Here is a 24,307-nt window from a genome sequence, read left to right as displayed (position 1 = left end):
GTCGAACTGCTTGTCGCTCAGACCGCGGAAGTCGCGGATGCGCGGAAGCGCGAGGGACAGCAGACGGTCCAGGAACTCCCACATCCGGTCGCCGCGCAGCGTGACGTGCGCGCCGATCGGCTGACCCTCGCGCAGCTTGAACTGCGCAATGGACTTGCGGGCCTTGTTGATCTGCGGCTTCTGGCCGGTGATCAGGGTGAGGTCGTTGACCGCACCGTCGATCACCTTGCCGTCGCGGGCCGCCTCGCCGACACCCATGTTGACCACGATCTTCACGAGACCGGGCACCTGGTGCACGTTCGTGAAGCCGAAGTCGCTCAGGAGCTGCTGCGAGATCTCGTTCTTGTACTTCTGCTTGAGGCGCGGCTGGCCCGTCTTGACAGACGCAGCGCCGGTAGCGGTTGCAGTGTCACTCATTACAGGTCCTTACCAGACTTCTTGGCGTAACGAACGCGGACCGTCTTGCTGACGCCGTCCTTCGTCACTGTCTCGTTGCGGAAACCGACGCGGGTCGGCTTCTTGCTCTCGGGGTCGACCAGCGCCACGTTGGAGACGTGGATCGGGGCCTCGTGGGTCTCGATCCCGCCGGTCTTCGTGCCACGTTGCGTCTGACCGACGCGCACGTGCTTGGTCACGAAGTTGACGCCCTCGACGATGACGCGGTTCTGCTCGACGAGAACCTCGATGACGCGACCCTGCTTGCCACGGTCACCACCGCGGGCCTGCGAGCGGCCCGAGATGACCTGGACCAGGTCGCCCTTCTTGATGTTCGCCATGGCTTACAGCACCTCCGGTGCGAGCGAGATGATCTTCATGAACTTCTTGTCGCGGAGCTCGCGGCCGACCGGTCCGAAGATGCGCGTGCCGCGGGGGTCACCGTCGTTCTTCAGGATGACAGCGGCGTTCTCGTCGAACTTGATGTAGGAGCCGTCCGGGCGGCGGGTGTTCTTGCGGACCCGCACGACGACCGCCTTGACGACGTCGCCCTTCTTGACGTTCCCACCCGGGATCGCGTCCTTGACCGTGGCGACGATGACATCGCCGAGGCCCGCGTAGCGGCGGCTGGAGCCACCGAGCACACGGATCGCGAGGAGCTCCTTGGCGCCGGTGTTGTCGGCGACCTTGAGTCGGGATTCCTGCTGAATCACTTGGCCTTCTCCAGAATCTCAACCAGGCGCCAGCGCTTGCTGGCGCTCAGCGGACGGGTCTCGTTGATGAGAACGAGGTCACCGATGCCGGCGATGTTGTTCTCGTCGTGCGCCTTCACCTTGGAGGTGCGGCGGATGACCTTGCCGTACAGGGGGTGCTTCACGCGGTCCTCGACCTCGACGACGATGGTCTTGTCCATCTTGTCGCTGACGACGTATCCGCGGCGGGCCTTGCGGTACCCGCGGACGATGGCCTCGTCGGCCGTCGACTCCGCGGCCGCGGCCTTGGTGGTCTCAGCCATTACTTGGCCTCCGCATTCTCTTCATTGGACGCTGCCGTGGTGTCGGCCTCGGCCTCGGTCGCCTCGGGGGCGGCCTTCTTGGCACGGGACTTCGCTGCGGTCTTCTTCTCGGCCTTCGCCGGGGTGGCCTCGGCGGGGACCGGGGTCGGCCGGATCCCGAGCTCACGCTCACGGATCACGGTGTAGATGCGAGCGATGTCGCGCTTCACGGCGCGCAGGCGGCCGTGGCTCTCGAGCTGGCCGGTGGCCGACTGGAAGCGCAGGTTGAACAGCTCTTCCTTGGCCTTCTTCAGCTCGTCGACGAGTCGCTCGTCTTCGAAAGTGTCGAGCTCGCTCGAGGCAAGCTCCTTGGATCCGATCGCCATTACGCGTCGCCCTCCTCGCGCTTGATGATGCGTGCCTTGAGGGGCAGCTTGTGAATTGCACGGGTCATGGCCTCGCGAGCGAGCTGCTCGGAGACTCCGGAGACCTCGAAGAGGACGCGACCCGGCTTGACGTTGGCGACCCACCACTCCGGCGAACCCTTACCGGAACCCATTCGGGTCTCGGCAGGCTTCTTCGTGAGCGGACGGTCGGGGTAGATGTTGATCCACACCTTTCCGCCACGCTTGATGTGACGCGTCATGGCGATACGAGCGGACTCGATCTGACGGTTGGTCACGTAAGCGGGCGTCAAGGCCTGGATGCCGAACTCGCCGAAGGAGACCTTCGTGCCACCGGTCGCCTGGCCGGTACGGCCGGGGTGGTGCTGCTTGCGGTGCTTGACTCTGCGTGGGATCAACATGGTTATGCCTCAACTCCTGCTGCGGCCGGCGCGTTCGAGGACTCGGGGGCGTTGCCCCGGCCACCGCGGCGCGGACGGTCGTTGCGCTCGCGCGACGGCTTCTGGTTGGCCTGCTCGCGAGCCAGTTCCTTGTTCGTGATGTCGCCCTTGTAGATCCACACCTTCACACCGATGCGACCGAAGGTCGTCTTGGCCTCGTAGAAGCCGTAGTCGATGTTCGCGCGGAGCGTGTGCAGGGGCACACGACCCTCGCGGTAGAACTCGGAGCGGCTCATCTCGGCGCCGCCGAGGCGACCCGACACCTGGATGCGGACACCCTTGGCGCCGGCACGCTGCGCACCCTGCAAACCCTTGCGCATCGCGCGGCGGAAGGCCACACGTGCGGAGAGCTGCTCGGCGATGCCCTGCGCGACGAGCTGAGCGTCGGCCTCGGGGTTCTTCACCTCGAGGATGTTCAGCTGGATCTGCTTGCTCGTGAGCTTCTCGAGGTCGGAGCGGATGCGCTCGGCCTCGGCGCCACGACGACCGATCACGATGCCCGGGCGGGCGGTGTGGATGTCGACGCGGACGCGGTCACGGGTGCGCTCGATCTCGATGCGGGACACGCCCGCGCGGTCGAGCGAGGTCTGCAGCAGACGACGGATCTTCACGTCCTCAGCGATGTAGTCGCTGTAACGCTGACCCGGCTTGGTGCTGTCCGAGAACCAACGCGACACGTGGTCGGTGGTGATGCCCAGACGGAAACCGTACGGATTGACTTTCTGACCCATTACTTGCTCGCCTTCTTAGCTGCGTTGGCGGCCTCTGCCTCGTCCGGCGTCGCAAGAACGACCGTGATGTGGCTGGTGCGCTTGTTGATGCGGAAGGCCCGGCCCTGCGCACGCGGCTGGAACCGCTTGAGGGTGGTCCCCTCATCCACGAAGGCGCGGCTCACGTACAGGTCCTGCTCGTCCAGGTAGGTGTTGCTCTGGTCGGCCTTGACGCGCGCGTTGGCGATGGCCGAGGCGACGAGCTTGTACACCGGCTCGCTCGCACTCTGAGGCGCGAACTTCAGGATGGCCAGGGCCTCCTGAGCTTGCTTGCCGCGGATCAAGTTGACGACGCGGCGGGCCTTCATGGGGGTTACGCGGATGTGTCGCACGCGGGCGATCGACTCCACCATTTCTCTCCTCCTTTTCGCCACCGCGTCAGCGGCGGCGACCCTTCTTGTCGTCCTTCACGTGTCCACGGAAGGTGCGGGTCGGCGCGAACTCGCCGAGCTTGTGGCCGACCATGGTCTCGGTGACGAACACCGGGATGTGCTTGCGACCGTCGTGCACCGCGATGGTGTGGCCGAGCATGGCCGGGACGATCATCGAGCGGCGCGACCAGGTCTTGATCACGTTCTTGCTGTTGGCCTCGTTCGCGGCGACCACCTTGCGAAACAGGTGCTCGTCGACGAAGGGGCCCTTCTTGAGACTGCGTGGCATCTTCTCGAACTCCTACTTGCGCTTCTTGCCGGCGTTACGGCGGCGGACGATGAGCTTGTCGCTTTCCTTGTTGGGGTGGCGCGTACGGCCTTCCTTCTGACCCCAGGGGCTGACCGGGTGGCGACCACCGGAGGTCTTGCCCTCACCACCACCGTGCGGGTGGTCGATCGGGTTCATTGCGACACCACGGACGGTCGGGCGGACGCCCTTCCAGCGCATGCGGCCGGCCTTGCCCCAGTTGATGTTCGACTGCTCGGCATTGCCGACCTCGCCGATCGTGGCGCGGCAACGCGCATCCACGTTGCGGACCTCACCCGAGGGGAGACGCAGCTGGGCGTAGGGGCCGTCCTTCGCGACGAGTCGGACCGACGCACCGGCGGAACGGGCCATCTTGGCGCCGCCGCCCGGCTTCAGCTCGATCGCGTGCACGACGGTACCCGTCGGGATGTTGCGCAGCGGCAGGTTGTTGCCCGGCTTGATGTCCGCGCCTGCACCCGACTCGATGACATCGCCCTGCTTGAGGCCGGCCGGCGCCAGGATGTAGCGCTTGGTGCCGTCGACGAAGTGCAGGAGCGCGATGCGCGCGGTGCGGTTGGGGTCGTACTCGATGTGAGCGACCTTGGCGTTGACGCCGTCCTTGTCGTTGCGACGGAAGTCGATCACGCGGTACTGGCGCTTGTGGCCACCACCGATGTGACGGGTCGTGATTCGGCCCTGGTTGTTGCGGCCACCGGACTTCGACAGCGGACGGAGAAGGGACTTCTCCGGGGTCGAGCGGGTGATCTCCGCGAAGTCGGCGACCGAGGAGCCGCGACGACCAGGGGTCGTGGGCTTGTAATTACGAATAGCCATGTCTGTCTTCCTCTAGTCCTTCGCTCAGCCGACGGCCGTGAAGATGTCGATGGAACCGGACTTCAGCGTCACGATCGCACGCTTGGTGTCCTTGCGCTTGCCCTGACCGAACTTGGTGCGACGGGTCTTGCCCTGACGGTTCAGTGTGTTCACCGAAGCGACCTCGACCTTGAAGATCGACTCGATCGCGAGCTTGATCTCGGTCTTGTTCGAGCGCGGGTCGACGACGAAGGTGTACTTGCCCTCGTCGATCAGGCCGTAGCTCTTCTCGGAGACGACCGGGGCGATGATGACGTCGCGCGGGTCCTTGTTGACGGCGGCCATTACGCGTTCACCTCTTCCTTGTTGCTCTTGCTTGCGATGAACGCCTCGAGAGCGGCCTGCGAGAAGACGATGTCGTCGCTCACCAGGACGTCGTACGCGTTCAGCTGGTCCTGGGTCAGCACGTGCACCGTCGGGACGTTGCGCACGCTCTTGAAGGCCAGCACGTCGTCGCGCTCGAGCACGACGAGGACGTGCTTCGAGGTCGCGATGCCGCTGAGCAGCTCCACGACGGACTTGGTCGAGGGCGCGTCACCGGTGGTGAAGGCCTGGACGGCGTGGATGCGGCTGCCGCGTGCGCGGTCCGAGAGCGCGCCGAGCAGAGCCGCGGCGATCATCTTCTTCGGGGTGCGCTGGGCGTAGCTGCGCGGCGTCGGTCCGTGGACGATGCCACCACCGGTCATCTGCGGGGCGCGGATCGATCCCTGGCGGGCGCGGCCGGTGCCCTTCTGCTTGAACGGCTTGCGGCCGGCGCCGGAGACCTCGCCACGACCCTTGGTCTTGTGCGTGCCCTGGCGCGCTGCTGCGAGCTGGGCGGTCACGACCTGGTGGATCAGCGGGATGTTGGTCTGAACGTCGAACAGGGTCTCCGGAAGCTCGATGGAGCCGGCCTTCTTGCCCTTGAGGTCGACGACGTCAATCGAGGTAGCCATGCGGTCAGGCCCCCTTCACTGCGTTGCGGACGAAAACGATGCGGCCACGGGCGCCGGGAACGGCACCCTTGACCAGCAGCAGGCCCTTCTCGGCGTCGATGCCCTGGACCGTGAGGTTCAGGACGGTGACGCGCTCGCCACCCATGCGACCGGCCATGCGCATGCCCTTGAAGACACGGCTCGGGGTCGAGGAGGCGCCGATGGAGCCCGGCTTGCGGTGGTTGCGGTGCGCACCGTGCGAGGCGGAGACACCCTGGAAGTTGTGGCGCTTCATCACACCGGCGAAGCCCTTACCCTTGGACGTTCCGACGACGTCGACGCGCTGGCCGACCTCGAAGGTCCCGTCGACGGTCAGCTCCTGGCCGGCCGCGTACTCTGCGGCGTCGGCGGTGCGGACCTCGGTGAGGTGACGGCGCGGCGTGACGCCGGCCTTCTCGAAGTGTCCGGCGGACGGCTTGTTGACCTTGCGCGGGTCGATCTGGCCGTAGGCGATCTGGACGGCGTTGTAGCCGTCGGCCTCGGGCGTCCGGACCTGGGTCACGACGTTCGGCGTGATCTCGATGACGGTCACGGGGATGAGCTTGTTGTTCTCGTCCCAGACCTGGGTCATCCCGAGCTTCGTGCCGAGGAGGCCGCGCGACGTCTTGGTCTCGATGTTGGACATGGTGGCACTCCCCCTTAGAGCTTGATCTCGATGTTGACGTCGGCGGGCAGGTCGAGACGCATGAGCGAGTCGACGGCCTTCGGCGTCGGGTCGATGATGTCGATCAGCCGCTTGTGCGTGCGCATCTCGAAGTGCTCGCGGCTGTCCTTGTACTTGTGGGGTGAACGGATGACGACCACCACGTTCTTCTCGGTGGGAAGCGGCACCGGGCCGACGACCGTCGCGCCGGCACGGGTCACCGTGTCGACGATCTTGCGCGCCGAGGTGTCGATGACCTCGTGGTCATACGACTTAAGCCGGATGCGGATCTTCTGTCCCGCCATGTCTGACTCTCTCTCTGGTTATGGCGTCTTACGAGACGGCTCTCTCGAGCCGTTCTTCGCATTGGACGCGGTGCGACGTACGCGTGGGAACGCCACTATTCTTCTGTCAACTCCCCGACCCCCGCGCTCGGGCGTGTCGCCCGGCTTGAGGCACAGATGTATCCGTGCCCGTGGTGGTGGTCGAATTGAGCGTGTCCTGCTGCCTGCGGCCTAACCAACGTCCGCGGATCGCTCTCGTGACTGAACACTGTGCGACTCTCGCGGTGGGCTATGCACTGCCTGGCAGTGATCCGGTCGGAGCGCACACCTGCACGCTCGTTCCGAAATGTTGAACTAGACAAGTTTGCCAGATGATCGGCGATGCTGCAACCCGGGCGTGTCGCGCCGCGCGGCGGGCGCCGGCTGCGCCCCTCGCGCGCCGCTCGCCGGATGCTGACTGCGGCGACTCGGAACGACTGCGGCGGGTCGCGCCGCCGCAGTCGTTACGAGGCGCCGCAGTCGTCCCAGCGGCGCCGCGGGTCGGCGGGCAGGCCCGCTGCGGTGAGAGCCGCGACGAGTTCCGCCGGGTGCTGCGCGGCCGGCCAGCGCCAGCGCACGACCGTCCATCCGAGCGCGCGGAGGCGGTCCTCCCGGATCTTCTCGTCGAGAACCACCCGCTCGGCCGTACGGCCGCCACGGAGCGCTGCGTCCAGGTATTTGGCATCGCCGTCGGCCTCCCCGATGATGCGGAAGTCCGGCCAGCCAAAGTCGACGTAGCCGATCCTGCCTCGCGCGTCGGAGAACGACCTCTGAAGCTCCGGCTTCGGGAAGCCGGCCTCATACATCGCCACCCTGCTGACCGACTCCAGCACCGATTCGGACCGGCCATCGCCGAAGGAGATGACGTCGAGGGCACGGCGATGGCCGCGCAGAGGCTGTGCCCGGGTCCAAGCGGCCAGCAGCCCGCGGCGAACCTCCTCGGAGTTCTCGTCTGCAGAGCGGGCGCTCGCGCCGCGCAGGACGTGGTCCGTCGCCGCAACAGCCTCCCGCATCGGTGAGGTCGCGGCGATGTCGACGACGGTCCGCGCCAGGTCGGTGCAGAGCATGCCGTCGATCTCGACGATGTCGTCATCGGGCACGTGGACGGAGTGCGCCCTGACCCCTTTCGCGGAACGACCGCCCGCCGTGCTGCCCACCGCGACGTGGATGTCGCCGGAGCGTTCGTCCGCAAACGGCAATCCGTGGAGGACCGCCGCAGACCAGTGAGAGAAGATCGGTGCGCGTGCCCGGGTGCGCGCGTAGGCGTTCAGCCGCACCCACTGCTTCTCCGCACGCGCGAGCGCCTCCCAGGCCTCGCGCTCGACGTAGGCGCCGCGTCCCACCCGGACCTCGACGCCCTGCCGGGCAGCGCGGGCGTGCTGCTGACGGGTCTCGCCATAGCCGAGGAGGTGCCTCACGAGTAGGGGCGTCGGAAGCGAGGAGTCGCGTGTCATCCTCCCGGTCTAGGGCTCATCCACCGGCTGGTGACCGGCGATGCCGGCTTCTGTGGAGAACCCTCCGCCTCGCCTACGTGTGGAGAGGTGCGTCTGAGGCGGTTGGGACCGTATGCGGTGGGGCGCGCGGGCGCATACGTTCCGAGACACCGCAAAAAGGAGCGGGGCCGGCGATGCCGGCCCCGCTCGAGTGGCGCCTCGCGCCGCCACTCAGCTGAATGTCCTACGACCGCTACGCGGCCCCCGAACTTCCGTTACGAGAACCTGCGGGCGTGGGCTGGTTTGCGAGGCTGTGGGTATCCATAGGCATTCCTCTCGTCGACGGGACCGTCCGGTTGAAACGGTGCGTCAATTCTGCGTCCGCGATGCCGAGAGGTAAAGACCTGCGAGAGGATCGCCAGGAAACGCGAAAGAGGGCCGGGCCCGAAGGCCCGACCCTCTCACGAGTGAGTCGCGAAGGACTTACTTGATGATCTTCGTCACCGTACCGGCGCCCACGGTGCGGCCACCCTCACGGATGGCGAAGCCGAGGCCCTCCTCCATGGCGATCGGCTGGATCAGCTCGACCGACATGTCGGTGGTGTCGCCGGGCATGACCATCTCGGTGCCCTCGGGCAGCGAGATGACGCCGGTGACGTCGGTGGTACGGAAGTAGAACTGCGGGCGGTAGTTCGTGTAGAAGGGGTTGTGACGGCCACCCTCATCCTTCGAGAGGATGTACGCAGTTCCCTCGAAGTTGGTGTGCGGGGTCACAGAACCCGGCTTCGCAACGACCTGGCCGCGCTCGACGTCCTCGCGCTTGGTGCCACGGAGGAGCAGACCACAGTTCTCGCCGGCCCAGGCCTCGTCGAGCTGCTTGTGGAACATCTCGATACCCGTGACCGTGGTCTTCTGCGTCGGGCGGATGCCGACGATCTCGACCTCGGAGTTGATGGCGAGGGTTCCGCGCTCGGCGCGACCGGTGACGACGGTTCCACGACCGGTGATCGTGAAGACGTCCTCGATCGGCATCAGGAACGGCTTGTCCTTGTCGCGCACGGGGTCGGGGATGGAGTTGTCCACGGCCTCCATGAGGTCGAGGATGCTCTGCGTCCACTTCTCGTCGCCCTCGAGAGCCTTGAGGCCCGAGACGCGGACGACCGGGGCGTTGTCCCCGTCGAAGTTCTGGCTGGAGAGCAGCTCGCGGACCTCGAGCTCGACGAGCTCCAGGATCTCCTCGTCGTCGACCATGTCGGCCTTGTTCAGCGCGACCAGCAGGTACGGCACGCCGACCTGCTTGGCGAGCAGAACGTGCTCACGCGTCTGGGCCATCGGGCCGTCGGTGGCGGCGACCACGAGGATCGCGCCGTCCATCTGAGCAGCACCGGTGATCATGTTCTTGATGTAGTCGGCGTGACCCGGGGCGTCAACGTGCGCGTAGTGGCGCTTCGGCGTCTCGTACTCGACGTGCGAGATGTTGATCGTGATGCCGCGCTGACGCTCTTCGGGGGCCGAGTCGATCGACGCGAAGTCGCGCTGAACGTTGGTCGCCGACGGGTACTTGTCAGCAAGCACCTTCGAGATCGCCGCGGTGAGCGTGGTCTTGCCGTGGTCGACGTGACCGATGGTTCCGATGTTGACGTGCGGCTTAGTCCGCTCGAACTTGGCCTTAGCCACTGTGGGTCCTCCTCAGGACTCTCGTGTAGAGGAACCGGGCGATGGGTTTCGACCGGAAGCTCTACGGGATTGGTTTCTTATGTTACGGGATGTTGCCGAAGGCTGGAGACCCGAGGTCACTCGCCCTTGCTCTTCTGGACGATCTCGTCGGCCACAGCCTTCGGGACCTCCGCGTAGCTGTCGAACTGCATCGAGTACACCGCACGGCCCGAGGTCTTGGACCTCAGGTCACCGATGTAGCCGAACATCTCGGACAGCGGGACGTTGGCACGCACCACCTTGACACCGCTGGCGTCCTCCATCGACTGGATCTGGCCGCGGCGGGAGTTCAGGTCGCCGATGACGTCGCCCATGTACTCCTCCGGTGTACGGACCTCGACCGCCATGAGCGGCTCGAGGAGCACCGGGTTCGCCTTCCGAGCAGCCTCCTTGTAGGCCATCGAGCCGGCGATCTTGAACGCCATCTCCGAGGAGTCGACGTCGTGCGCTGCACCGTCGACGAGCGTCGCCTTGACGCCCACCGTCGGGAAGCCGGCGAGCACGCCGACCTGCATCGCGTCCTGGATGCCCGCATCCACCGAGGGGATGTACTCGCGGGGCACGCGACCGCCGGTGACGGCGTTCACGAACTCGTACGAGGTCTCCGGGGTGACTTCGAGCGGCTCCAGGGTGATCTGCACCTTCGCGAACTGACCGGAACCACCGGTCTGCTTCTTGTGGGTGTAGTCGTGCTTCTCCACCGTGCGGCGGAGGGTCTCGCGGTAGGCCACCTGGGGCTTGCCGACGTTCGCCTCGACGTTGAACTCGCGCTTCATGCGGTCGACGAGGATGTCGAGGTGGAGCTCGCCCATGCCCTTGATGACGGTCTGGCCGGTCTCCTGGTTCTGCTCGGTGCGGAACGTCGGGTCCTCTTCGGCCAGCTTCTGGATCGCGGTGCCCAGCTTCTCCTGGTCGGCCTTCGTCTTCGGCTCGATGGCGACCTCGATCACCGGCTCCGGGAAGGTCATTGACTCGAGAACGACCTGGTTGTCCGGGTCGCACAGCGTGTCACCGGTGGTGGTGTCCTTGAGGCCGATCACCGCGTAGATGTTGCCGGCGGTGACGAAGTCGACCGGGTTCTCCTTGTTGGCGTGCATCTGGAAGATCTTGCCGATGCGCTCCTTGCGGCCCTTGGTCGAGTTGATGACCTGGGCGCCGGAGTCGAGGCGGCCGGAGTAGACGCGCACGTAGGTGAGGCGGCCGAAGAACGGGTGCACCGCGACCTTGAACGCGAGAGCCGCGAAGGGCTCGGTCGCGTCCGGGTGACGGAGGATGACCTTCTCTTCGTCGCGCGGGTCGTGGGCCTCGATGGAGGGCACGTCGAGCGGCGACGGGAGGTAGTCGATCACGGCGTCGAGCATCGGCTGAACGCCGCGGTTCTTGAACGCGGAACCGCAGAGGACCGGGTAGATCTCGCTGTTCACCGTCAGCTTGCGGATGGCGGCCTTGATCTCCGGGATGGTGATCTCTTCGCCGCCGAAGAACTTCTCGAGCAGCGCGTCGTCGGTCTCGGCGACGGTCTCGAGCAGCGTCTGACGGTACTCCTCGGCCTTCTCCTTGAGGTCGGCGGGGATCTCCTGGACCTCGTACTTGGCGCCCATGGTGACATCACCCTTGGAGTCGCCCGGCCAGACCAGCGCCCGCATCTCGATCAGGTCGACGACGCCGACGAAGTCGGACTCCGAGCCGATCGGGAGCTGCATGACCAGCGGCTTCGCGCCGAGGCGCTTCACGATGGTGTCGACGGTGAAGTAGAAGTCGGCGCCCAGCTTGTCCATCTTGTTGACGAAGCAGATGCGCGGGACGTTGTACTTGTCCGCCTGGCGCCAGACCGTCTCCGACTGGGGCTCGACGCCCTCCTTGCCGTCGAACACGGCGACGGCGCCGTCGAGGACGCGGAGCGAACGCTCCACCTCGACGGTGAAGTCGACGTGACCCGGCGTGTCGATGATGTTGATCTGGTTCTTGTTCCAGAAACAGGTGACGGCCGCGGACGTGATGGTGATGCCGCGCTCCTTCTCCTGCTCCATCCAGTCGGTGGTCGAGGCGCCGTCGTGGGTCTCGCCGATCTTGTGGTTGACGCCCGTGTAGAACAGGATGCGCTCGGTCGTGGTGGTCTTGCCGGCATCGATGTGCGCCATGATGCCGATGTTGCGGACCTTCTTCAGGTCAGTGAGCACGTCCTGTGCCACAGGGTTCCTCCGAAAAGTTGAAAGTGGAAGGTGTCGCGTCCGGGCGGCACCCAGTGGGGTACAACCGCCCGGACGGACGCCATGTTCCTCAGCGGGCCGGCAGGGCCGGCCACGCCGCGGTTACCAGCGGTAGTGCGCGAAGGCCTTGTTCGACTCGGCCATCTTGTGCGTGTCCTCGCGGCGCTTGACCGCGGCGCCGAGACCGTTGGACGCGTCGAGGATCTCGTTGGTGAGACGCTCGGTCATCGTCTTCTCGCGACGGCCCTTGGCGTAGCTGGTGAGCCAGCGGAGCGCCAGAGTGTTCGCGCGGTGCGGCTTGACCTCGACCGGCACCTGGTAGGTCGAGCCACCGACCCGGCGGCTGCGGACCTCGAGGGTCGGACGGATGTTGTCCAGAGCCTTCTTGAGCGTGGTGACCGCATCCTGACCGGACTTGGTGCCGACGCCTTCGAGCGCGTCATAGACGATGCGCTCGGCGAGGCCCTTCTTGCCGTCGAGGAGGATCTTGTTGACGAGCTGGCTGACGACCGGCGAGCCGTACACCGGATCGGCGACGACGGGGCGCTTCGGAGCGGGACCCTTGCGAGGCATTACTTCTTCTCCATCTTCGCGCCGTAGCGGCTGCGAGCCTGCTTGCGGTTCTTCACGGCCTGGGTGTCCAGGGCGCCACGAACGATCTTGTAGCGGACACCGGGGAGGTCCTTCACACGACCGCCGCGGACGAGCACCATGGAGTGCTCCTGCAGGTTGTGGCCCTCACCGGGGATGTAGGCGGTGACCTCGGTCCCGTTGGACAGCTTCACGCGGGCGACCTTGCGGAGCGCGGAGTTCGGCTTCTTCGGGGTCGTGGTGTAGACGCGGGTGCACACGCCGCGCTGCTGGGGGTTGGCCTTCAGGGCGGGAGCCTTGGTCTTGGTGACCTTCGGCGTCCGTCCCTTGCGGACCAACTGCTGAATGGTTGGCACTGACTTCTCCTTGTATGGACTGCACGGTGACAGTTGTTGCATTTTCCCCATGAGCCACCCACCCGCATCGCGGGCGTCAGGCGTCTGGGGGAATCGGCTGACAGGCGTTGTCCGCCGGCCGATATGCCGTGGGGGCTGAGATCCCGTGCGGTCTCTCTGCCCATCGGATGAGTACGTGCCGGCCCGCTCATCCCCGGCCCGGAAATCCGGGCATGCGACGAGCGCGCGACAAAGCGCACACCCGATAAATACTATCCGCCGCGTCCCTGCCGGTCAAATGAGCGAGGGGCCGAGGGAGCGTTGTCCGCGCAGGGCGAAAGAAGGGTGGACCGGCTCAGCCCTGGGGCCCGTCACTCGTCGTCGTCGCGCTCCCAGGGCCAGCGCGGCCGTCCGCGCTGGCTGAACCGGCCGACGAGGACCAGCTGGTAGAGCAGCGTCACGACGAAGGCGGCGATGGCGGCCGTGATGGCCGGCCAACCGCCGAGCTGCGCCAGGCCGAAGAGGACGTAATGCAGCGGGTCGCGCGGATCGCCCACCGCACCGGCGATCCCGCCCGCGACGGCGAAGACGACGTAGCAGGCGACACCGACACCCAGAGCAGCCCCCGGGGCGATCCGCTGGCGGTCGCCCGGGACGCGCGTCCCGAGGGCGATGAGGAAAACGAGCAGGACGACCGTCGCAGCTCCCACCATGACCGGTCCGACGAGCGGGCCGACCGCCGGATCGGAGACCACGTCGGTGTCTGTCGCGAGGGAGATCAGGCCGAACGCGGCGACCAGCAGCGCCAGGTAGAGCCCCGCCGCGAAGAATGCGACGATCGTGGCGTAGGCGCGCTCGTCACGCATCCGTCATCCGCCGGTCAGTAACCCTGCTGGGCGTACGTCCCCTGCTGAGCGTACGCGGCGGCAGCCTGGTTCTGGGCGTCGGCGACCTGCTGCTCGTAGTCGGCCTGAGCCTCGGCGTTGCGCGCCTTGAGCCGTCGGCCGCGGCCGGCGAGCCAGGCGCCCGTCCAGACCGAGATCTCACGGGCGATCAGACCGGCGAGCACAGCGAACGGGTTGACCCAGGCGCTGCGCAGCAGGATGACGAACTCGTTCGAGTTGCGCCTCCAGTACTCGGCGTCGATCAGGCTGGCGCCGATGTAGACGAAGTAGACGAACACGGCGACGAAGAGGCCGCCCAGGATGTAGGCCCACCAGCGCGCGCGGTTAAGGATCTGGATGAGCACGACCATCCCGATGAAGAACGCCACGACGGGCACCCATCCGCGCAGCCCGCCCGTGAAGAACTGGATCAGTGCCGGCAGGAACTCGTCACTCGGCGTCAGCAGCGAGCCGACGATCAGCACGGCGGCCGCCCAGAGCACGGCGAAGGCGAGCGTGCCGACGAGGGCGATCAGGATGCCGACGCCGCGGTTGCTCTTCTTCTTCGGCGGCTCGGGACGCTGGAGGTAGATCGGCGTGACGGGCTGCGGACCCGGGGCGGACGCGCCGGGTCCGGCGGCAGGTGCCGCGGTCGCCTCACCCGCGGTCGCCGCGGCGTAGGCGACGGTGGGTGCCTGACCCGATTGCCGGAGGTTGGCCGCCTCCGCGGCCGCGATCACGGGCGTCGCCGACTCGACCGGGGATGCTGTATCGAGGGTCGCGTCGCCAGCCGCGGTCGCGGACGGCTGGGCGCCGGAGCGCGCTACAGCCGCAGCGACATCGTCCTCGCTCGCGACGACGGGCTCGGGCTCGGCAATGGCGGCGGGCCGTGCGGGCTCGGCCGGTGCTGCGGGTGCTGCGTGCGCGGGACCTTGCTCCGCGCCTGCCTCCTCGGCCGGCCGGTTGATGTGTCCGCGCGCCGAGACCGGGTCGGACGGCGGCTCGGCCACCTGGTGGTCGGCGTCCTGCGGCTCTGCTGCGGCCGACGCCGCTGGGGCGGTCGCGGGGGCGACCTGGTCGGCGTCGGGCGCGGGCTCGTAGGTCTCGCGCTTGGGCGCGGACTCCGGCGTGTCGCTCATCCTGGCTCCTCCATCGGCCCGGCGGGCCCGTTGCGCCCACTGTAGCAACGGGGCGGGCCGTGTCCAGGGAGGCGGGCCGTCAGTGCGACGGGGTCGGAGTCGGAGTCGGGGTTGAGCGGCCTGCGGACGGTGTGGGCGAGGGAGTCGGCGTGGACGGACCAGCGGACGGACTCGGAGCCGCAGAAGGAGCCGGAGTCGAGTGAGGAGCCGTAGCCAGGACGTAGACGAGCCCGTCGATGGAGTACGTCGCGCCCCCCGCCGTGCCCGATGCTGCACCTGCACCCGCGGAGCCGGTTGCGGTCGCGTCATCCTCGCCCCCGGTGAAGCCCGTGACCAGCACGAGACGGTCACCTCTCTGCAGGGCGCCCAGGAAAGCGATCGCCCCGGCCGTGGTGCCTTTGACCTCGATCTTGACGGGCACCGCGGTGAAGTTGCTCGCGTTGATCAGCGGGTTTGTCGCGACCTGGGGTGCCTGCGGCGTGGTCGGCGCTGCCACCGTGGGTGCCGGAGTCGGCGTCGAAGAGGACGAACCAGCCGAGTTCGACGAGGCGGCAGGCGCGCTGGAGGCTGGAGCAGCGGGAGGGACGTAGGCGACCGCTTGACCGGGATTGAACCCCGAGATCGTCTCTCCTGTCGACGCTGCCAGGGCGTGAAGGTCGTCGAGGAAGGCGTCGAGCGACGGGCTCGACGGAATCGAGCGCTGCAACGCCGTGAGCTGTCCCGAGAATTGGCCGACGTTCGCGTAGTCCTTCTTCAATTTGGCCAGCGCCGCCTGTGAGGCCTGGTTGGAAGCTGCGATCGACGCGGCTTGATCGGAAGCCGCCGACACTGCACCGAGTTGCGGTTGGATCCCGAAGAGGTACCCGAGCCCGATGACGAGAGCGATCGCAAGACCGACTCCGGCGATGACGAGACGCTGCTTGTCCATGTCACTTCCCCTTCTGTGCGAATCGGCCATCGAAGGCGGACACATTGAGGTGCATGATCGCCGAGCCGGTGTAGCCGGTCTTGTCGAGGGTGAACGTGCCAGGCGCCACATCCGCGACCGACGCCAGGGTCTCGAGGCGGGCGAGCCACGCGGAGACGACATCCAGGCTCGCAGCCTTGACGTTGACGGTCACGGTGGCCACGCGGGCACCCTGCAGCGGTACTGGTGACTGCGGATATGCCGCGAGTGGTGAAGCCGAGTCGATCGTGAATCCCGTCACGGCAAGTCCCGGCCCGGTCGTCCCGTTGACCTTGCCGAGGAAGGTCATCCAGTCGATCTCGGTCGACGCCCCCACCTGCTGCGCCGCCTGCGTGAGGGCGATCTGCTTCTGGATCGACTGCACAGCGCCGTACTTCTGCTGCTGGAGGGCGAGGGACTGCGTCTCGGCCTGAGTGGCGTCGAGCGACGCGTTCGCCTGAACGGCCAGCAAGGTGCTTCCTCCGATACCGCCCGCCACAACCAGGATGACGACGCCCAGGGTGAGCACGAGCCTGCGCGCGATCGCGTCTTGGCGCCGGGAGGTTTTGACCTCGGGCGGAAGCAGGTCGACACGCGGCTCCGTGTGGAGGCCGCCGGGCGAGGTCCGAGCACGGCGGTTCTGCGCGTTCTCCGGCTGCCCTCGCCGGCTGCCGTGACGGGTCAGCTCCGTGGTCATGCCGCCTCACTCCCTATCGCCAGTCCCAGGGCCACAGAGATGGCCGATCGGTCGTTCCGCAACTTCTGCGCGTCGAGGTGGCGCGAGAGTCCCACTGAGCCGAACGGATCGCCGATCGTCGCGGGCACGCGGGTGTAGTCGGAGGCTGCGCTGGCGAAACCGGCCAGTTGCGATCCCCCGCCGGTGAGGACGATGGCCTCGACCGGGGCGTTCGGCCGCGTGTTCGAGTAATAGGCGATCGTGTTGCGGAGGCTGATGAAGAGTTCGCTTACGACCTCCATCACGGCGCTGCTCACGTCATGCCCTTCCGGAAGCGACAGGTCGGGTGCGATGCCATGCAGTCGCTTGAGCCGCTCTGCGTCCTCCACTGGGATATCGAGACGGGTGGCCAGGCCGGACGTCACATCCGCTCCCCCGGCTCCGATGATGCGGACGAATTGCGGGACCCCGTCGGACGCCACCACCACGCTCGTGGTGCTGGCACCGACGTCGATCACCGCGACCGTTCCTGTGACCCGGGGGCGAGCCAGCAGGAGTCGGTCGAGCGCGAACGGGATGAGGTCCACCTCGACCGGAGTGAGTCCCGCCGCCTGGACGGCTTTGACATTGCCCAGCACCGCTTCCTTGACGGCCGCGATGAGGAGGCCATGGGTCATCGGACCGCTCTCAGTGATCGTCTCCGAGACGGGGTAGAAATCGAGCAGCGCATCCTGGACCGGGACCGGCAGCATCTCCTGCGCCACGAATGGCAACGTCTCCCGGATGCGCTCCCGCGGGGCCGACGGCACGCTCAGGTCGCGCGCCAGCACGCGCTGGTTCCCCATTCCCAGGACCACACGCTTGCTCGTGAAGCCGCCCTTCGCCCACAACTGCTTGAGGAGGCCGGCCACCGTGTTCGGCTCGAGGACCTCACCCCGGCTGACCGCGCCCTCGCTGAGTGGCAGTTCGGCATAGCGGAGAAGCGTCGGTCGCTGCTTAGCCGGATCGGCCAGCTCGACGGCGCGGATCGAACTCGACCCGATGTCCACCCCCACGATCGTCTTCGTCATGGAGTCGGCTCCTTCCCGGGCGCCCTCACCGGACACCGATCACAGTCAAATAGGAAGCGGCGACGGCCGCTCCGAAGAGGATGCCGATCCAGGCACCCGCGAGCATCCAGGGGCCGAACGGTATTCCGCCGCCGCGCCGCACGCGGCGCGAGGCCAGCAGCACCACGCCGAAGAGGCCGCCCAGGAGGAAGGCCGCGAAGGCGCCGACGGCGAGCGCCGTCCAGCCGGACCAGCCGAGTGCTAGACCGACCACCGCGGCGAGCTTGACGTCGCCCATCCCCATTCCACCCGGGCGTACAAGCGCGAGGAGGAGGTAGAACGCGAACAGCGCAGCGGCGCCGACAAGCGCGCTCAGCAGCCTCCCAAAGTCCCCCTCGACCGCTGCCGACGCGGTGAAGAGTGCCGCCATCACGACGAACGTGGGGATCACGATCCGATCCGGCAACCGGTGCGTCTCCACGTCGATGAGGGCGAGCGCGATGCTGACCGCGGCGAGCCAGAGATAGGCGAACAGTTCGAGAGCCTCGGCGACCGGCGGGCGGTCGGCCATGTGCAACGGCCCGAGGAAGGCGTAAGCCACCACGGCGAAGAGCACAGCCGTTCCGAGCTCGACCATCGGGTACCGTATCGAGATGCGCGCCCGGCAGTCCCGGCAGCGCCCGCCTAGCACGAGCCACGAGATGACGGGGATGTTGTCGTACGGACGGATTCGCCCTCCGCAGGTCGGGCAGGCGCTCGCGGGGCGGACCAGGCTGAGGCCGGCGGGAACGCGGTACACGACCACGTTGAGGAACGACCCGATGAGAGTGCCGAAGACGGCGATGACAGCGACCATGATCACTACCCCTACCCCGAGATGTTCCGCACGGAGAAGACCGTGTCGAGGTGGCCGGGCGTCGCTGGGGGCGGTGGGGTGTAGGTGCCGTCGTCGAAGTCGACGCCGGGGAGGCCCATGGAGACGAAGTTGAGGGTGAACGAGTTGTTGAACGCGATGCTCGCGGCGTAGATCTGACCCCACCAGGTGCTGCCGGAGTTTCCCAGGTTGCACGGTGTGTAGATCAGGATGTCCACCGATGAATCGGTTTGCACCTGGTTCTCGATCTTGGTGGTCTGCGTCGACGGGCAGGTCGGCTGTGAATCCGCGACGGCGTCGGGCGTGACGATGTAGAGCCGGTGCGTACCTGTGCCGCTGGCCGAGGTGATGGTCATGCTCTTGAGGTCGAAGGCATCGGCGATGAGAACGACATCGGTCTTCAGGGTGAGGTCGTTTCCTGAAAGGTCCACCATCCCGCCCGGGCACCGCGACTCCGCGTAGACGATGGTCGGGGTCGTTGCCAGGTTGATGCGGGACGCCACCGTCGAACCCGTGCAGGCTGAGGGGATGTCCTCGGCATACGTCGCGCCGGCCGCCGTCACCCAATCGGTGCGATGGTAGGCGAAATCGACCCAGTTCGGCACCACCGGCGCGGTGGGAGTGACGATTCCGCTCTGGTTCGTCAGGATCCGGCTCGCCGGGAGACCGCTGCCCGAGACGGAAACGGTGCCCGCCGTCGTGAACGTGCCCCCCACGCTGCCGGACACAGAAGACTGACCGCCAGTCGGACCGGCGATGACACTCCCCCCGACACTGCCGGCGATGCTCACCGGTCCGGCAGAGGTCACATTGCCGTTCACCTGTGCGCCGTTCGAGATCGTTACCACCGGGGATGCGCTCCCGGAGGCGTGCACATTCCCGGTAATGACACTGTTGTTGCCCACCTGCACAGAGGCGGACGCCCACAGGTCGCCGTTGATGGTGCAGCCGCTCGGCGCTTGGTAGATGCCGGCCCCCAGGATGACGTCGCCCTGGATCGAACTGCCGGTCTGGCAACTGGCGTTGCCGGTCTTGAACTCGATCCCGGGGCTTGAGGTGCCCGACTGCGTGATCGTCAGGTTGGTCAGGGTGCTGTCGGTGATGTCGTAGCCGTAAACGGCGGCACCGGAACCGGTGATCCCCTGGCCCGGGTTGTACGGGATGTAGTTGTAGATGGCCTCGACGGTGCGGGTGACCGTCGAGGACGCACTCGCGGTACCGGTGGATACGAGCTTCACCTTCGTCACGTCGCTCGCGTTGGACGGGCATCCGGGGATCCAGGTGGTCCCGCTGATCGTGCGCTGGTACGCCAAGGTCACCGAGTATGCAGGCGTGACACTGCTCGAGTACGGGAGGGTGCATGTCCCGGACGTCAGTTGCGCGGCCACGACGGCGACCCCGGCCTGTGCTGCCGCCTGTGCCTGCACTCCGCCGCGCGTGGTGCTGCTGTAGTGGAAGGAGGTGGCAACCATGCTGGTCCCGAGCAGGACGAACGCCATCATCACGGCGGCGAGGCCGACGACGGCAACCAGGGCACCGCCCCGGTCGTCGAGCGTGCGATGAGGCGAATGTGCTCTGAGCTTCAGAAACATGGGGTGCTCACCGCTGTCGGGTTGGGGACGTGAACAGTCGTCTCGATGTGGACGGGCTCCTGCGATCCATTGAGGACGTCGAACTTGAGATCGACGCGGGTCCCGGACGGTGTGGCGAACACGGTGGAGGCCTGGGCCGCCGCGACGGTCGCCCCCAAGCCACTGCCGATGAGTTCCCACGTCGAGTTGGGGGCGCCGGACGGCATCGCGATCGCGGCAGCAGGGAAGACACGCTTCATGTAGATCGCGCCTCCGTTCGTCGGGTCGAAGTACCAGGCTTGGCAGCCGACGCCCGTGGTGGTTCCTTGCGTGGGGTCGTCGGACGAGGAGAGTGAATAGACGCGCGCCTGGAGCAGTTGCGCGCCAGAGACGGAGTCGGTCGTGGTGGTGACAGCGGTGGCATTGGCGACGCCCTGCGTGATCGAGCGGGCCAGCAGCTGGCCGAGGGTCGCAGCGGCCGTCGCCGCGCGGGTGCTCTTCTCCGCCTTGCTCGCGCTGGTGAGGAGCCCGCCGATGGTGACCAGGATGGCGATCGTGAGGGCGGCGGCGACGATCAACTCGATGAGGGTGAACCCCTCGTCGAGGGGGGCTGCGGGCTGCTTCTTCATGACGCTGACTTCAGGAGTACGAGGGTGGTCGCGGTGGCAAGGGACGAGGCGCTTCCGGAGGTCGTTACGCTGACCTGGACCTTGATGGTCGCCGGGTAGGTCGAGGGGCAGGGCAGCGCCACGGTCCTCTGAACCTGAAGCGTGACACCGCGTGCATCGATCACCGGCGCGACGGTCTGGGATTGATACGCCTGCAGCGCCGCGCAGGTAGCTGCACGGCTCTGAGCATCGTCGATCTGTTGGCCGGCGAGCTGACTCGCCGTGGCGATCGTGGTGTTGGTCGAGGTGGCCCGCATCTGAGAGACGAACGCCGGGATGAGCGCCAGGGCGATGACCGCGAGGATCAGCATCGAGACGAGGACTTCTATGAGAGTGAAGCCTGCATCGTCGTCGCGGAGGCGGAGGGATGTCGGCACGGGTCACCTCCCTTCGATTCGGGTCTCGGGTGTGGGCGGGGGTGGGTCGTGGAGCGGCGAGAGCGGACGGCCGCATGCACGGCCGTCCGCCCTCACAATGGCTTACGGAGCGGTGCAGGTCGAAGGCAGCGTATTGGTGGTCGTAACCTTGACAGCGCCGCTGGAGTCAGTCGCGTAGAAGACTGTGTGGCCGGAGCTGCTGCTCTTGGCTGCAACACAGAAAGAGCTTCCAGATGAGGCCGGCAGGTAGGTCAGGCTCGCTGTGTTGTCGCTGAGACTGGCGCCTGCGGTCTTGGCAGCGGTCGTGAGTACGGTCGCGCTGGTGAGCACGTCCGTCGCGGCCGGCAGCGCCCCAGTGCTGGTCTGCATGCTTACGACCGCGGTCTTGAGGTTGACGACGTCGGACTGCGCTGAGCTGTCCTTGGCGTTGTCCTGGATCCCCAGGTAGACGGGGATGGCGATCGCGGCGAGGATGCCGATGATGATCACGACGACGAGGAGCTCGATGAGGGTGAAGCCCTTCTCGGCCTCCTCGCCCTGAAGCAGGGCCTTGCGGCGGGCGTTCAGTTTGCCCATGAGTCGGAAGTACATTGCAGTTCCATTCGGTCGGATGCGGGGAGACCGGGGCTGCGAGTTCGTCCCGATCGCTCACGATGCTATTTCGCAGAAAATCTGGGGATAATCCCACGAGTGGGGGGTATTCTGCATTTCTCTGACCCCAGTTGAGGGGCGTTTGCCCCGAAAAGCGGCTGCTCAGTGGATCAGAGTCGCGATCTGGAAGATCGGCATGTACAGGGCGATGATCATTCCGCCGATGACCACACCGAGGAACGCGATGAGAAGCGGCTCGATCAGAGAGGTCAGCGACTCCGTCATCGACTCGACCTCGTTGTCGTAGAACACGGCGATCTTGCTCAACATCGTCTCCAACGATCCCGCGTCCTCGCCCACGGCGATCATCTGGGTCACCATTGGCGGGAACACGCTCGCGCGAGCCATCGGCTTGGCGATCGATTCGCCCTTCCGGACGGCGTCCGCGACCTCTTCGAGGGTGCTCTCGATCACCCAGTTCCCGGAGGTCGCTCCCACGATGTGGAGGGCATGCAGGATGGGGACGCCTGCGCCGATCATGTTCGACAGGTTCTTCGAGAATCGAGCGATGGCGATCTTCTTGGCCAGAGTGCCGAACACCGGCATTCGGAAGCGAAGGGGATCGATGACCCGTCTCGCACGTTCGGTGTTCTTGTTGACGCGCCACCACAGCCACGACCCGATGATCAGGACCGCCAACAATGGGCCCAGCCAGACCATGGACGCTGACAGGTTCACGAGGATCTGGGTGGGCAGCGGAAGCTGGCCCCCCAAGCTCTGGAACATGTTCTTGAAGACGGGCACGATGAAGACGAGCATCAACACGACTGACACGAGCGACATGACCAGCACGATCACGGGATATGTCATCGCCGATTTGATGGTGGATCGCAGCTTCACTTCCTTCTCGAAGTTCTCGGCCACCGACTCCAGGGCGCCGTCGAGGAAGCCGCCGGTCTCGCCGGCGCGAACCATGCTGATCATCAGCGGCGGGAAATCGACGTCATGCTTGGCCATGGCGGCGGACAGCGATGTGCCATCCTCCACGTCGTCACGGACCGTGGCGAGGATTTTCGCCAGCCGCTTGGAGTCGGTCTGCTCCGCCAGGATGTTCAGGGTACGGAGCAAGGAGAGGCCCGAGCCGATCATCGTCGCCATCTGACGGCTCATGATGGCCAGATCCTTGAGCTTGACCACCCGCTGGAGGCCCGGAATGGTGATCTCCTTCTGGAGACCCGTCCCCGCCGAGGACTCCTGGATCGACACGGGACTGAGGCCCATCGCGCGCAGTCGCACCACCACGGCACCTTCGCTGGGGGCGTCGAGGCGGCCCTTGACGAGCTTCCCTGCGGTGTTCCTTCCCGCGTAGGCGAACGTGCTCGAGCCGGCCATCAGCGCACCTGCTTGGAGTACGAGTCGCCGAAGTCCGGGCCGCTCTCGGCGATGGCCCATGCAGAGGAAGCCGTCGGCGACTCGACGCGCTGGATCAGGCGGTCCAGTCCCTGCGAATCGTGCGCCTTCTCGAACGCGGCCTCCCTCGTGATCATGCCCGTGTCGACAAGGTCTGCGAGGTGCTGATCCATCGTGTGCATGCCCAGATCGCGTCCGGCCTGCATCATGGAGCCGATCTGATACGTCTTGCCCTCGCGGATCAGGTTGGCGATGGCCGGCGTGGTGAACATGACTTCGGTGGCGACGACGCGACCACGCCCGGTCGCTCGCTTGACCAGCGTCTGGCAGATCACGCCCTGGAGCGTCGCAGCGAGCTGTGCGCGCACCTGCTGCTGCTGGTGGGGCGGGAACACGTCGATGACACGGTCGATCGTCTGCGGTGCGTCCTGCGTGTGCAGCGTCGCGAAGACGAGGTGACCGGTCTCCGCAGCCGTCAGGGCGACGGAGATCGTCTCGAGGTCGCGGAGCTCGCCGATGAGGATGACGTCCGGGTCCTGGCGCAGGACATGCTTGAGCGCGTTGTTGAAGCTATGGGTGTCCTGACCCACCTCGCGCTGATTCACCAGCGCCTTCTTGTGCGTGTGCATGAACTCGATCGGATCCTCGACGGTCACGATGTGGTCCGCTCGCGTCGAGTTGACGAGGTCGATGAGTGCCGCGAGGGTGGTGGACTTGCCGCTTCCCGTCGGTCCGGTCACCAGCACGAGCCCGCGCGGCAGCTGAGAGAGACCGGCCACGCTGTCCGGAACGCCGAGCTCCTGGAGTCCCTTGATCTCGGTCGGGATGAGTCGGAAGGCACCGCCGACCGCCCCACGCTGCTGATAGAGGTTGACGCGGAAGCGCGAGTTCGCGGAGATGGTGAACGCGAAGTCGAGCTCGAGTTCGCGCTCGAACATGGTGCGCTGGCGATCGTCCAGGATGCTGTACAAGGCCTCCTTGGAGCGCTCATGGCCCCATGGCTGAGCGGCACCGGCCGGAGTGAGCGCGCCATCGATGCGGACCATCGGTGGCGCTCCGACCGTCACGTGGAGGTCGGACGCGCCCAGCGTGACCACAGCCCGCAGGGCCGCGACGAGCTCAGGATCGGCGGCCGCCAGCGTGGCGCGCTCGCTGGGAGTGAGTGTGTGGAGGTCGTCCCCGTCACTCGCGTCGATGACCGTGGGACCGGCCGGCACAGGGACGGGAGCTGCGGCGGGTGGAACAGCGGCGGACACGGGCGGGAGGCTGTCTCTTATACACATCTGACGCTGCCGACGACGGA

31 protein-coding genes are annotated in these 24,307 nt (G+C 66.6%); all 31 read right to left on the bottom strand.

The features are described from left to right. Nucleotides 1–417 (bottom strand): 50S ribosomal protein L5 (rplE, locus tag ACPYOG_RS11990; protein WP_481294439.1); only part of this gene is annotated, 417 nt, incomplete at its 3' end. Further along, a complete protein-coding gene (rplX, locus tag ACPYOG_RS11985) occupies nucleotides 417–776 on the bottom strand; it encodes a 50S ribosomal protein L24 (protein WP_481294438.1) in 360 nt (119 codons plus the stop codon). The genes rplE and rplX, both read right to left, overlap by 1 nt. 3 nt (nucleotides 777–779) lie before the next feature. After that, on the bottom strand, nucleotides 780–1,148 hold the full coding sequence (gene rplN, locus ACPYOG_RS11980; RefSeq protein ID WP_018191958.1) for a 50S ribosomal protein L14: 369 nt from the start codon (nucleotides 1,146–1,148) through the stop codon (nucleotides 780–782). Next, nucleotides 1,145–1,450, bottom strand: a complete 306-nt coding sequence (gene rpsQ, locus ACPYOG_RS11975) for a 30S ribosomal protein S17 (RefSeq protein ID WP_090035912.1) — start codon at nucleotides 1,448–1,450, stop codon at nucleotides 1,145–1,147. Before rpsQ ends, rplN begins: the two co-directional genes overlap by 4 nt. After that, nucleotides 1,450–1,815, bottom strand: a complete 366-nt coding sequence (gene rpmC, locus ACPYOG_RS11970; protein WP_090035910.1) for a 50S ribosomal protein L29 — start codon at nucleotides 1,813–1,815, stop codon at nucleotides 1,450–1,452. The genes rpsQ and rpmC overlap by 1 nt, the downstream gene beginning before the upstream one ends. Next, nucleotides 1,815–2,234 carry a 50S ribosomal protein L16 gene (gene rplP / locus ACPYOG_RS11965; RefSeq protein ID WP_481294437.1) on the bottom strand — a complete coding sequence of 140 codons (420 nt, stop codon included), beginning with the start codon at nucleotides 2,232–2,234 and terminating at the stop codon, nucleotides 1,815–1,817. Before rplP ends, rpmC begins: the two co-directional genes overlap by 1 nt. A gap of 2 nt (nucleotides 2,235–2,236) precedes the next feature. Then, complete coding sequence (rpsC, locus tag ACPYOG_RS11960; protein WP_481294436.1) at nucleotides 2,237–3,004, bottom strand: 30S ribosomal protein S3; 768 nt, start codon at nucleotides 3,002–3,004, stop codon at nucleotides 2,237–2,239. Next, on the bottom strand, nucleotides 3,004–3,396 hold the full coding sequence (gene rplV / locus ACPYOG_RS11955) for a 50S ribosomal protein L22 (RefSeq protein ID WP_090035907.1): 393 nt from the start codon (nucleotides 3,394–3,396) through the stop codon (nucleotides 3,004–3,006). Before rplV ends, rpsC begins: the two co-directional genes overlap by 1 nt. A gap of 25 nt (nucleotides 3,397–3,421) precedes the next feature. Then, nucleotides 3,422–3,703, bottom strand: coding sequence for a 30S ribosomal protein S19 (gene rpsS, locus ACPYOG_RS11950; protein ID WP_018191964.1), 282 nt, complete (start codon nucleotides 3,701–3,703; stop codon nucleotides 3,422–3,424). 12 nt (nucleotides 3,704–3,715) lie between these two features. Beyond that, nucleotides 3,716–4,555 carry a 50S ribosomal protein L2 gene (gene rplB, locus ACPYOG_RS11945; protein WP_090035905.1) on the bottom strand — a complete coding sequence of 280 codons (840 nt, stop codon included), beginning with the start codon at nucleotides 4,553–4,555 and terminating at the stop codon, nucleotides 3,716–3,718. A gap of 24 nt (nucleotides 4,556–4,579) precedes the next feature. Then, entirely contained in the window at nucleotides 4,580–4,879 is a 300-nt protein-coding gene (gene rplW / locus ACPYOG_RS11940) for a 50S ribosomal protein L23 (RefSeq protein ID WP_090035902.1), read from the bottom strand. Continuing rightward, nucleotides 4,879–5,529, bottom strand: coding sequence for a 50S ribosomal protein L4 (gene rplD, locus ACPYOG_RS11935; protein ID WP_481294435.1), 651 nt, complete (start codon nucleotides 5,527–5,529; stop codon nucleotides 4,879–4,881). Before rplD ends, rplW begins: the two co-directional genes overlap by 1 nt. A gap of 4 nt (nucleotides 5,530–5,533) precedes the next feature. Continuing rightward, on the bottom strand, nucleotides 5,534–6,193 hold the full coding sequence (gene rplC / locus ACPYOG_RS11930) for a 50S ribosomal protein L3 (protein WP_090035899.1): 660 nt from the start codon (nucleotides 6,191–6,193) through the stop codon (nucleotides 5,534–5,536). Between the two features lie 14 nt (nucleotides 6,194–6,207). Continuing rightward, nucleotides 6,208–6,516, bottom strand: coding sequence for a 30S ribosomal protein S10 (rpsJ, locus tag ACPYOG_RS11925; protein WP_018191969.1), 309 nt, complete (start codon nucleotides 6,514–6,516; stop codon nucleotides 6,208–6,210). Nucleotides 6,517–6,998: 482 nt separating this feature from the next. Further along, entirely contained in the window at nucleotides 6,999–7,988 is a 990-nt protein-coding gene (locus ACPYOG_RS11920; protein ID WP_481294434.1) for a hypothetical protein, read from the bottom strand. Between the two features lie 462 nt (nucleotides 7,989–8,450). Continuing rightward, a complete protein-coding gene (gene tuf / locus ACPYOG_RS11915; protein ID WP_481294433.1) occupies nucleotides 8,451–9,644 on the bottom strand; it encodes an elongation factor Tu in 1,194 nt (397 codons plus the stop codon). Nucleotides 9,645–9,760: 116 nt separating this feature from the next. Next, on the bottom strand, nucleotides 9,761–11,875 hold the full coding sequence (fusA, locus tag ACPYOG_RS11910) for an elongation factor G (protein WP_090035894.1): 2,115 nt from the start codon (nucleotides 11,873–11,875) through the stop codon (nucleotides 9,761–9,763). Between the two features lie 120 nt (nucleotides 11,876–11,995). Beyond that, complete coding sequence (gene rpsG, locus ACPYOG_RS11905; RefSeq protein WP_090035893.1) at nucleotides 11,996–12,466, bottom strand: 30S ribosomal protein S7; 471 nt, start codon at nucleotides 12,464–12,466, stop codon at nucleotides 11,996–11,998. Next, nucleotides 12,466–12,840, bottom strand: coding sequence for a 30S ribosomal protein S12 (rpsL, locus tag ACPYOG_RS11900; RefSeq protein WP_011186743.1), 375 nt, complete (start codon nucleotides 12,838–12,840; stop codon nucleotides 12,466–12,468). Before rpsL ends, rpsG begins: the two co-directional genes overlap by 1 nt. A 350-nt stretch (nucleotides 12,841–13,190) precedes the next feature. Further along, nucleotides 13,191–13,685 carry a DUF6121 family protein gene (locus tag ACPYOG_RS11895; protein WP_481294432.1) on the bottom strand — a complete coding sequence of 165 codons (495 nt, stop codon included), beginning with the start codon at nucleotides 13,683–13,685 and terminating at the stop codon, nucleotides 13,191–13,193. A 14-nt stretch (nucleotides 13,686–13,699) separates the two neighbouring features. Continuing rightward, nucleotides 13,700–14,842 carry a cation:proton antiporter gene (locus ACPYOG_RS11890; protein WP_481294431.1) on the bottom strand — a complete coding sequence of 381 codons (1,143 nt, stop codon included), beginning with the start codon at nucleotides 14,840–14,842 and terminating at the stop codon, nucleotides 13,700–13,702. A 79-nt stretch (nucleotides 14,843–14,921) separates the two neighbouring features. Beyond that, nucleotides 14,922–15,770, bottom strand: a complete 849-nt coding sequence (locus tag ACPYOG_RS11885) for a hypothetical protein (RefSeq protein WP_481294430.1) — start codon at nucleotides 15,768–15,770, stop codon at nucleotides 14,922–14,924. Nucleotide 15,771: 1 nt separating this feature from the next. Continuing rightward, nucleotides 15,772–16,485, bottom strand: coding sequence for a hypothetical protein (locus ACPYOG_RS11880; RefSeq protein ID WP_481294429.1), 714 nt, complete (start codon nucleotides 16,483–16,485; stop codon nucleotides 15,772–15,774). After that, a complete protein-coding gene (gene pilM, locus ACPYOG_RS11875) occupies nucleotides 16,482–17,534 on the bottom strand; it encodes a type IV pilus assembly protein PilM (protein ID WP_481294428.1) in 1,053 nt (350 codons plus the stop codon). The genes ACPYOG_RS11880 and pilM overlap by 4 nt, the downstream gene beginning before the upstream one ends. Before the next feature lie 25 nt (nucleotides 17,535–17,559). Then, entirely contained in the window at nucleotides 17,560–18,369 is an 810-nt protein-coding gene (locus ACPYOG_RS11870; protein ID WP_481294427.1) for a prepilin peptidase, read from the bottom strand. Nucleotides 18,370–18,380: 11 nt separating this feature from the next. Beyond that, nucleotides 18,381–19,979: a bactofilin family protein gene (locus tag ACPYOG_RS11865; protein ID WP_481294426.1), complete on the bottom strand. Its 1,599-nt coding sequence runs from the start codon at nucleotides 19,977–19,979 to the stop codon at nucleotides 18,381–18,383. Further along, nucleotides 19,970–20,587, bottom strand: coding sequence for a PulJ/GspJ family protein (locus tag ACPYOG_RS11860; protein ID WP_481294425.1), 618 nt, complete (start codon nucleotides 20,585–20,587; stop codon nucleotides 19,970–19,972). The genes ACPYOG_RS11865 and ACPYOG_RS11860 overlap by 10 nt, the downstream gene beginning before the upstream one ends. Further along, nucleotides 20,584–21,003, bottom strand: a complete 420-nt coding sequence (locus ACPYOG_RS11855) for a type IV pilus modification PilV family protein (RefSeq protein WP_481294424.1) — start codon at nucleotides 21,001–21,003, stop codon at nucleotides 20,584–20,586. Before ACPYOG_RS11855 ends, ACPYOG_RS11860 begins: the two co-directional genes overlap by 4 nt. A 102-nt stretch (nucleotides 21,004–21,105) precedes the next feature. Next, complete coding sequence (locus ACPYOG_RS11850) at nucleotides 21,106–21,594, bottom strand: type II secretion system protein (protein WP_481294423.1); 489 nt, start codon at nucleotides 21,592–21,594, stop codon at nucleotides 21,106–21,108. 162 nt (nucleotides 21,595–21,756) lie between these two features. Then, a complete protein-coding gene (locus ACPYOG_RS11845; protein WP_481294422.1) occupies nucleotides 21,757–22,986 on the bottom strand; it encodes a type II secretion system F family protein in 1,230 nt (409 codons plus the stop codon). After that, a partial coding sequence (locus tag ACPYOG_RS11840) for a type IV pilus twitching motility protein PilT (protein WP_481294421.1) occupies nucleotides 22,986–24,307 on the bottom strand: 1,322 nt, incomplete at its 5' end. The genes ACPYOG_RS11840 and ACPYOG_RS11845, both read right to left, overlap by 1 nt.

It is taken from the genome of Leifsonia sp. HAY1-4F, from assembly GCF_056755275.1.
Note: the sequence above shows the minus strand (reverse complement) of the source record. Positions and strands in the feature narration are given on the sequence as shown.

What these genes read in the sequence shown, in the direction of transcription:
- ACPYOG_RS11860 (WP_481294425.1), bottom strand. Translation starts at nt 20,587, where the DNA reads ATGAAGAAGCAGCCCGCAGCCCCCCTCGACGAGGGGTTCACCCTCATC.
- rpsJ (WP_018191969.1), bottom strand. Translation starts at nt 6,516, where the DNA reads ATGGCGGGACAGAAGATCCGCATCCGGCTTAAGTCGTATGACCACGAG.
- rpsG (WP_090035893.1), bottom strand. Translation starts at nt 12,466, where the DNA reads ATGCCTCGCAAGGGTCCCGCTCCGAAGCGCCCCGTCGTCGCCGATCCG.
- ACPYOG_RS11850 (WP_481294423.1), bottom strand. Translation starts at nt 21,594, where the DNA reads ATGTACTTCCGACTCATGGGCAAACTGAACGCCCGCCGCAAGGCCCTG.
- rpsS (WP_018191964.1), bottom strand. Translation starts at nt 3,703, where the DNA reads ATGCCACGCAGTCTCAAGAAGGGCCCCTTCGTCGACGAGCACCTGTTT.
- rpsC (WP_481294436.1), bottom strand. Translation starts at nt 3,004, where the DNA reads ATGGGTCAGAAAGTCAATCCGTACGGTTTCCGTCTGGGCATCACCACC.
- ACPYOG_RS11920 (WP_481294434.1), bottom strand. Translation starts at nt 7,988, where the DNA reads ATGACACGCGACTCCTCGCTTCCGACGCCCCTACTCGTGAGGCACCTC.
- ACPYOG_RS11870 (WP_481294427.1), bottom strand. Translation starts at nt 18,369, where the DNA reads ATGGTCGCTGTCATCGCCGTCTTCGGCACTCTCATCGGGTCGTTCCTC.
- ACPYOG_RS11895 (WP_481294432.1), bottom strand. Translation starts at nt 13,685, where the DNA reads ATGCGTGACGAGCGCGCCTACGCCACGATCGTCGCATTCTTCGCGGCG.
- ACPYOG_RS11880 (WP_481294429.1), bottom strand. Translation starts at nt 16,485, where the DNA reads ATGACCACGGAGCTGACCCGTCACGGCAGCCGGCGAGGGCAGCCGGAG.
- ACPYOG_RS11845 (WP_481294422.1), bottom strand. Translation starts at nt 22,986, where the DNA reads ATGGCCGGCTCGAGCACGTTCGCCTACGCGGGAAGGAACACCGCAGGG.
- rpsQ (WP_090035912.1), bottom strand. Translation starts at nt 1,450, where the DNA reads ATGGCTGAGACCACCAAGGCCGCGGCCGCGGAGTCGACGGCCGACGAG.
- rplC (WP_090035899.1), bottom strand. Translation starts at nt 6,193, where the DNA reads ATGTCCAACATCGAGACCAAGACGTCGCGCGGCCTCCTCGGCACGAAG.
- ACPYOG_RS11890 (WP_481294431.1), bottom strand. Translation starts at nt 14,842, where the DNA reads ATGAGCGACACGCCGGAGTCCGCGCCCAAGCGCGAGACCTACGAGCCC.
- ACPYOG_RS11865 (WP_481294426.1), bottom strand. Translation starts at nt 19,979, where the DNA reads ATGTTTCTGAAGCTCAGAGCACATTCGCCTCATCGCACGCTCGACGAC.
- rplV (WP_090035907.1), bottom strand. Translation starts at nt 3,396, where the DNA reads ATGGTGGAGTCGATCGCCCGCGTGCGACACATCCGCGTAACCCCCATG.
- rplB (WP_090035905.1), bottom strand. Translation starts at nt 4,555, where the DNA reads ATGGCTATTCGTAATTACAAGCCCACGACCCCTGGTCGTCGCGGCTCC.
- rplP (WP_481294437.1), bottom strand. Translation starts at nt 2,234, where the DNA reads ATGTTGATCCCACGCAGAGTCAAGCACCGCAAGCAGCACCACCCCGGC.
- rplD (WP_481294435.1), bottom strand. Translation starts at nt 5,529, where the DNA reads ATGGCTACCTCGATTGACGTCGTCGACCTCAAGGGCAAGAAGGCCGGC.
- rplX (WP_481294438.1), bottom strand. Translation starts at nt 776, where the DNA reads ATGGCGAACATCAAGAAGGGCGACCTGGTCCAGGTCATCTCGGGCCGC.
- rplW (WP_090035902.1), bottom strand. Translation starts at nt 4,879, where the DNA reads ATGGCCGCCGTCAACAAGGACCCGCGCGACGTCATCATCGCCCCGGTC.
- pilM (WP_481294428.1), bottom strand. Translation starts at nt 17,534, where the DNA reads ATGACGAAGACGATCGTGGGGGTGGACATCGGGTCGAGTTCGATCCGC.
- ACPYOG_RS11885 (WP_481294430.1), bottom strand. Translation starts at nt 15,770, where the DNA reads ATGGACAAGCAGCGTCTCGTCATCGCCGGAGTCGGTCTTGCGATCGCT.
- rpmC (WP_090035910.1), bottom strand. Translation starts at nt 1,815, where the DNA reads ATGGCGATCGGATCCAAGGAGCTTGCCTCGAGCGAGCTCGACACTTTC.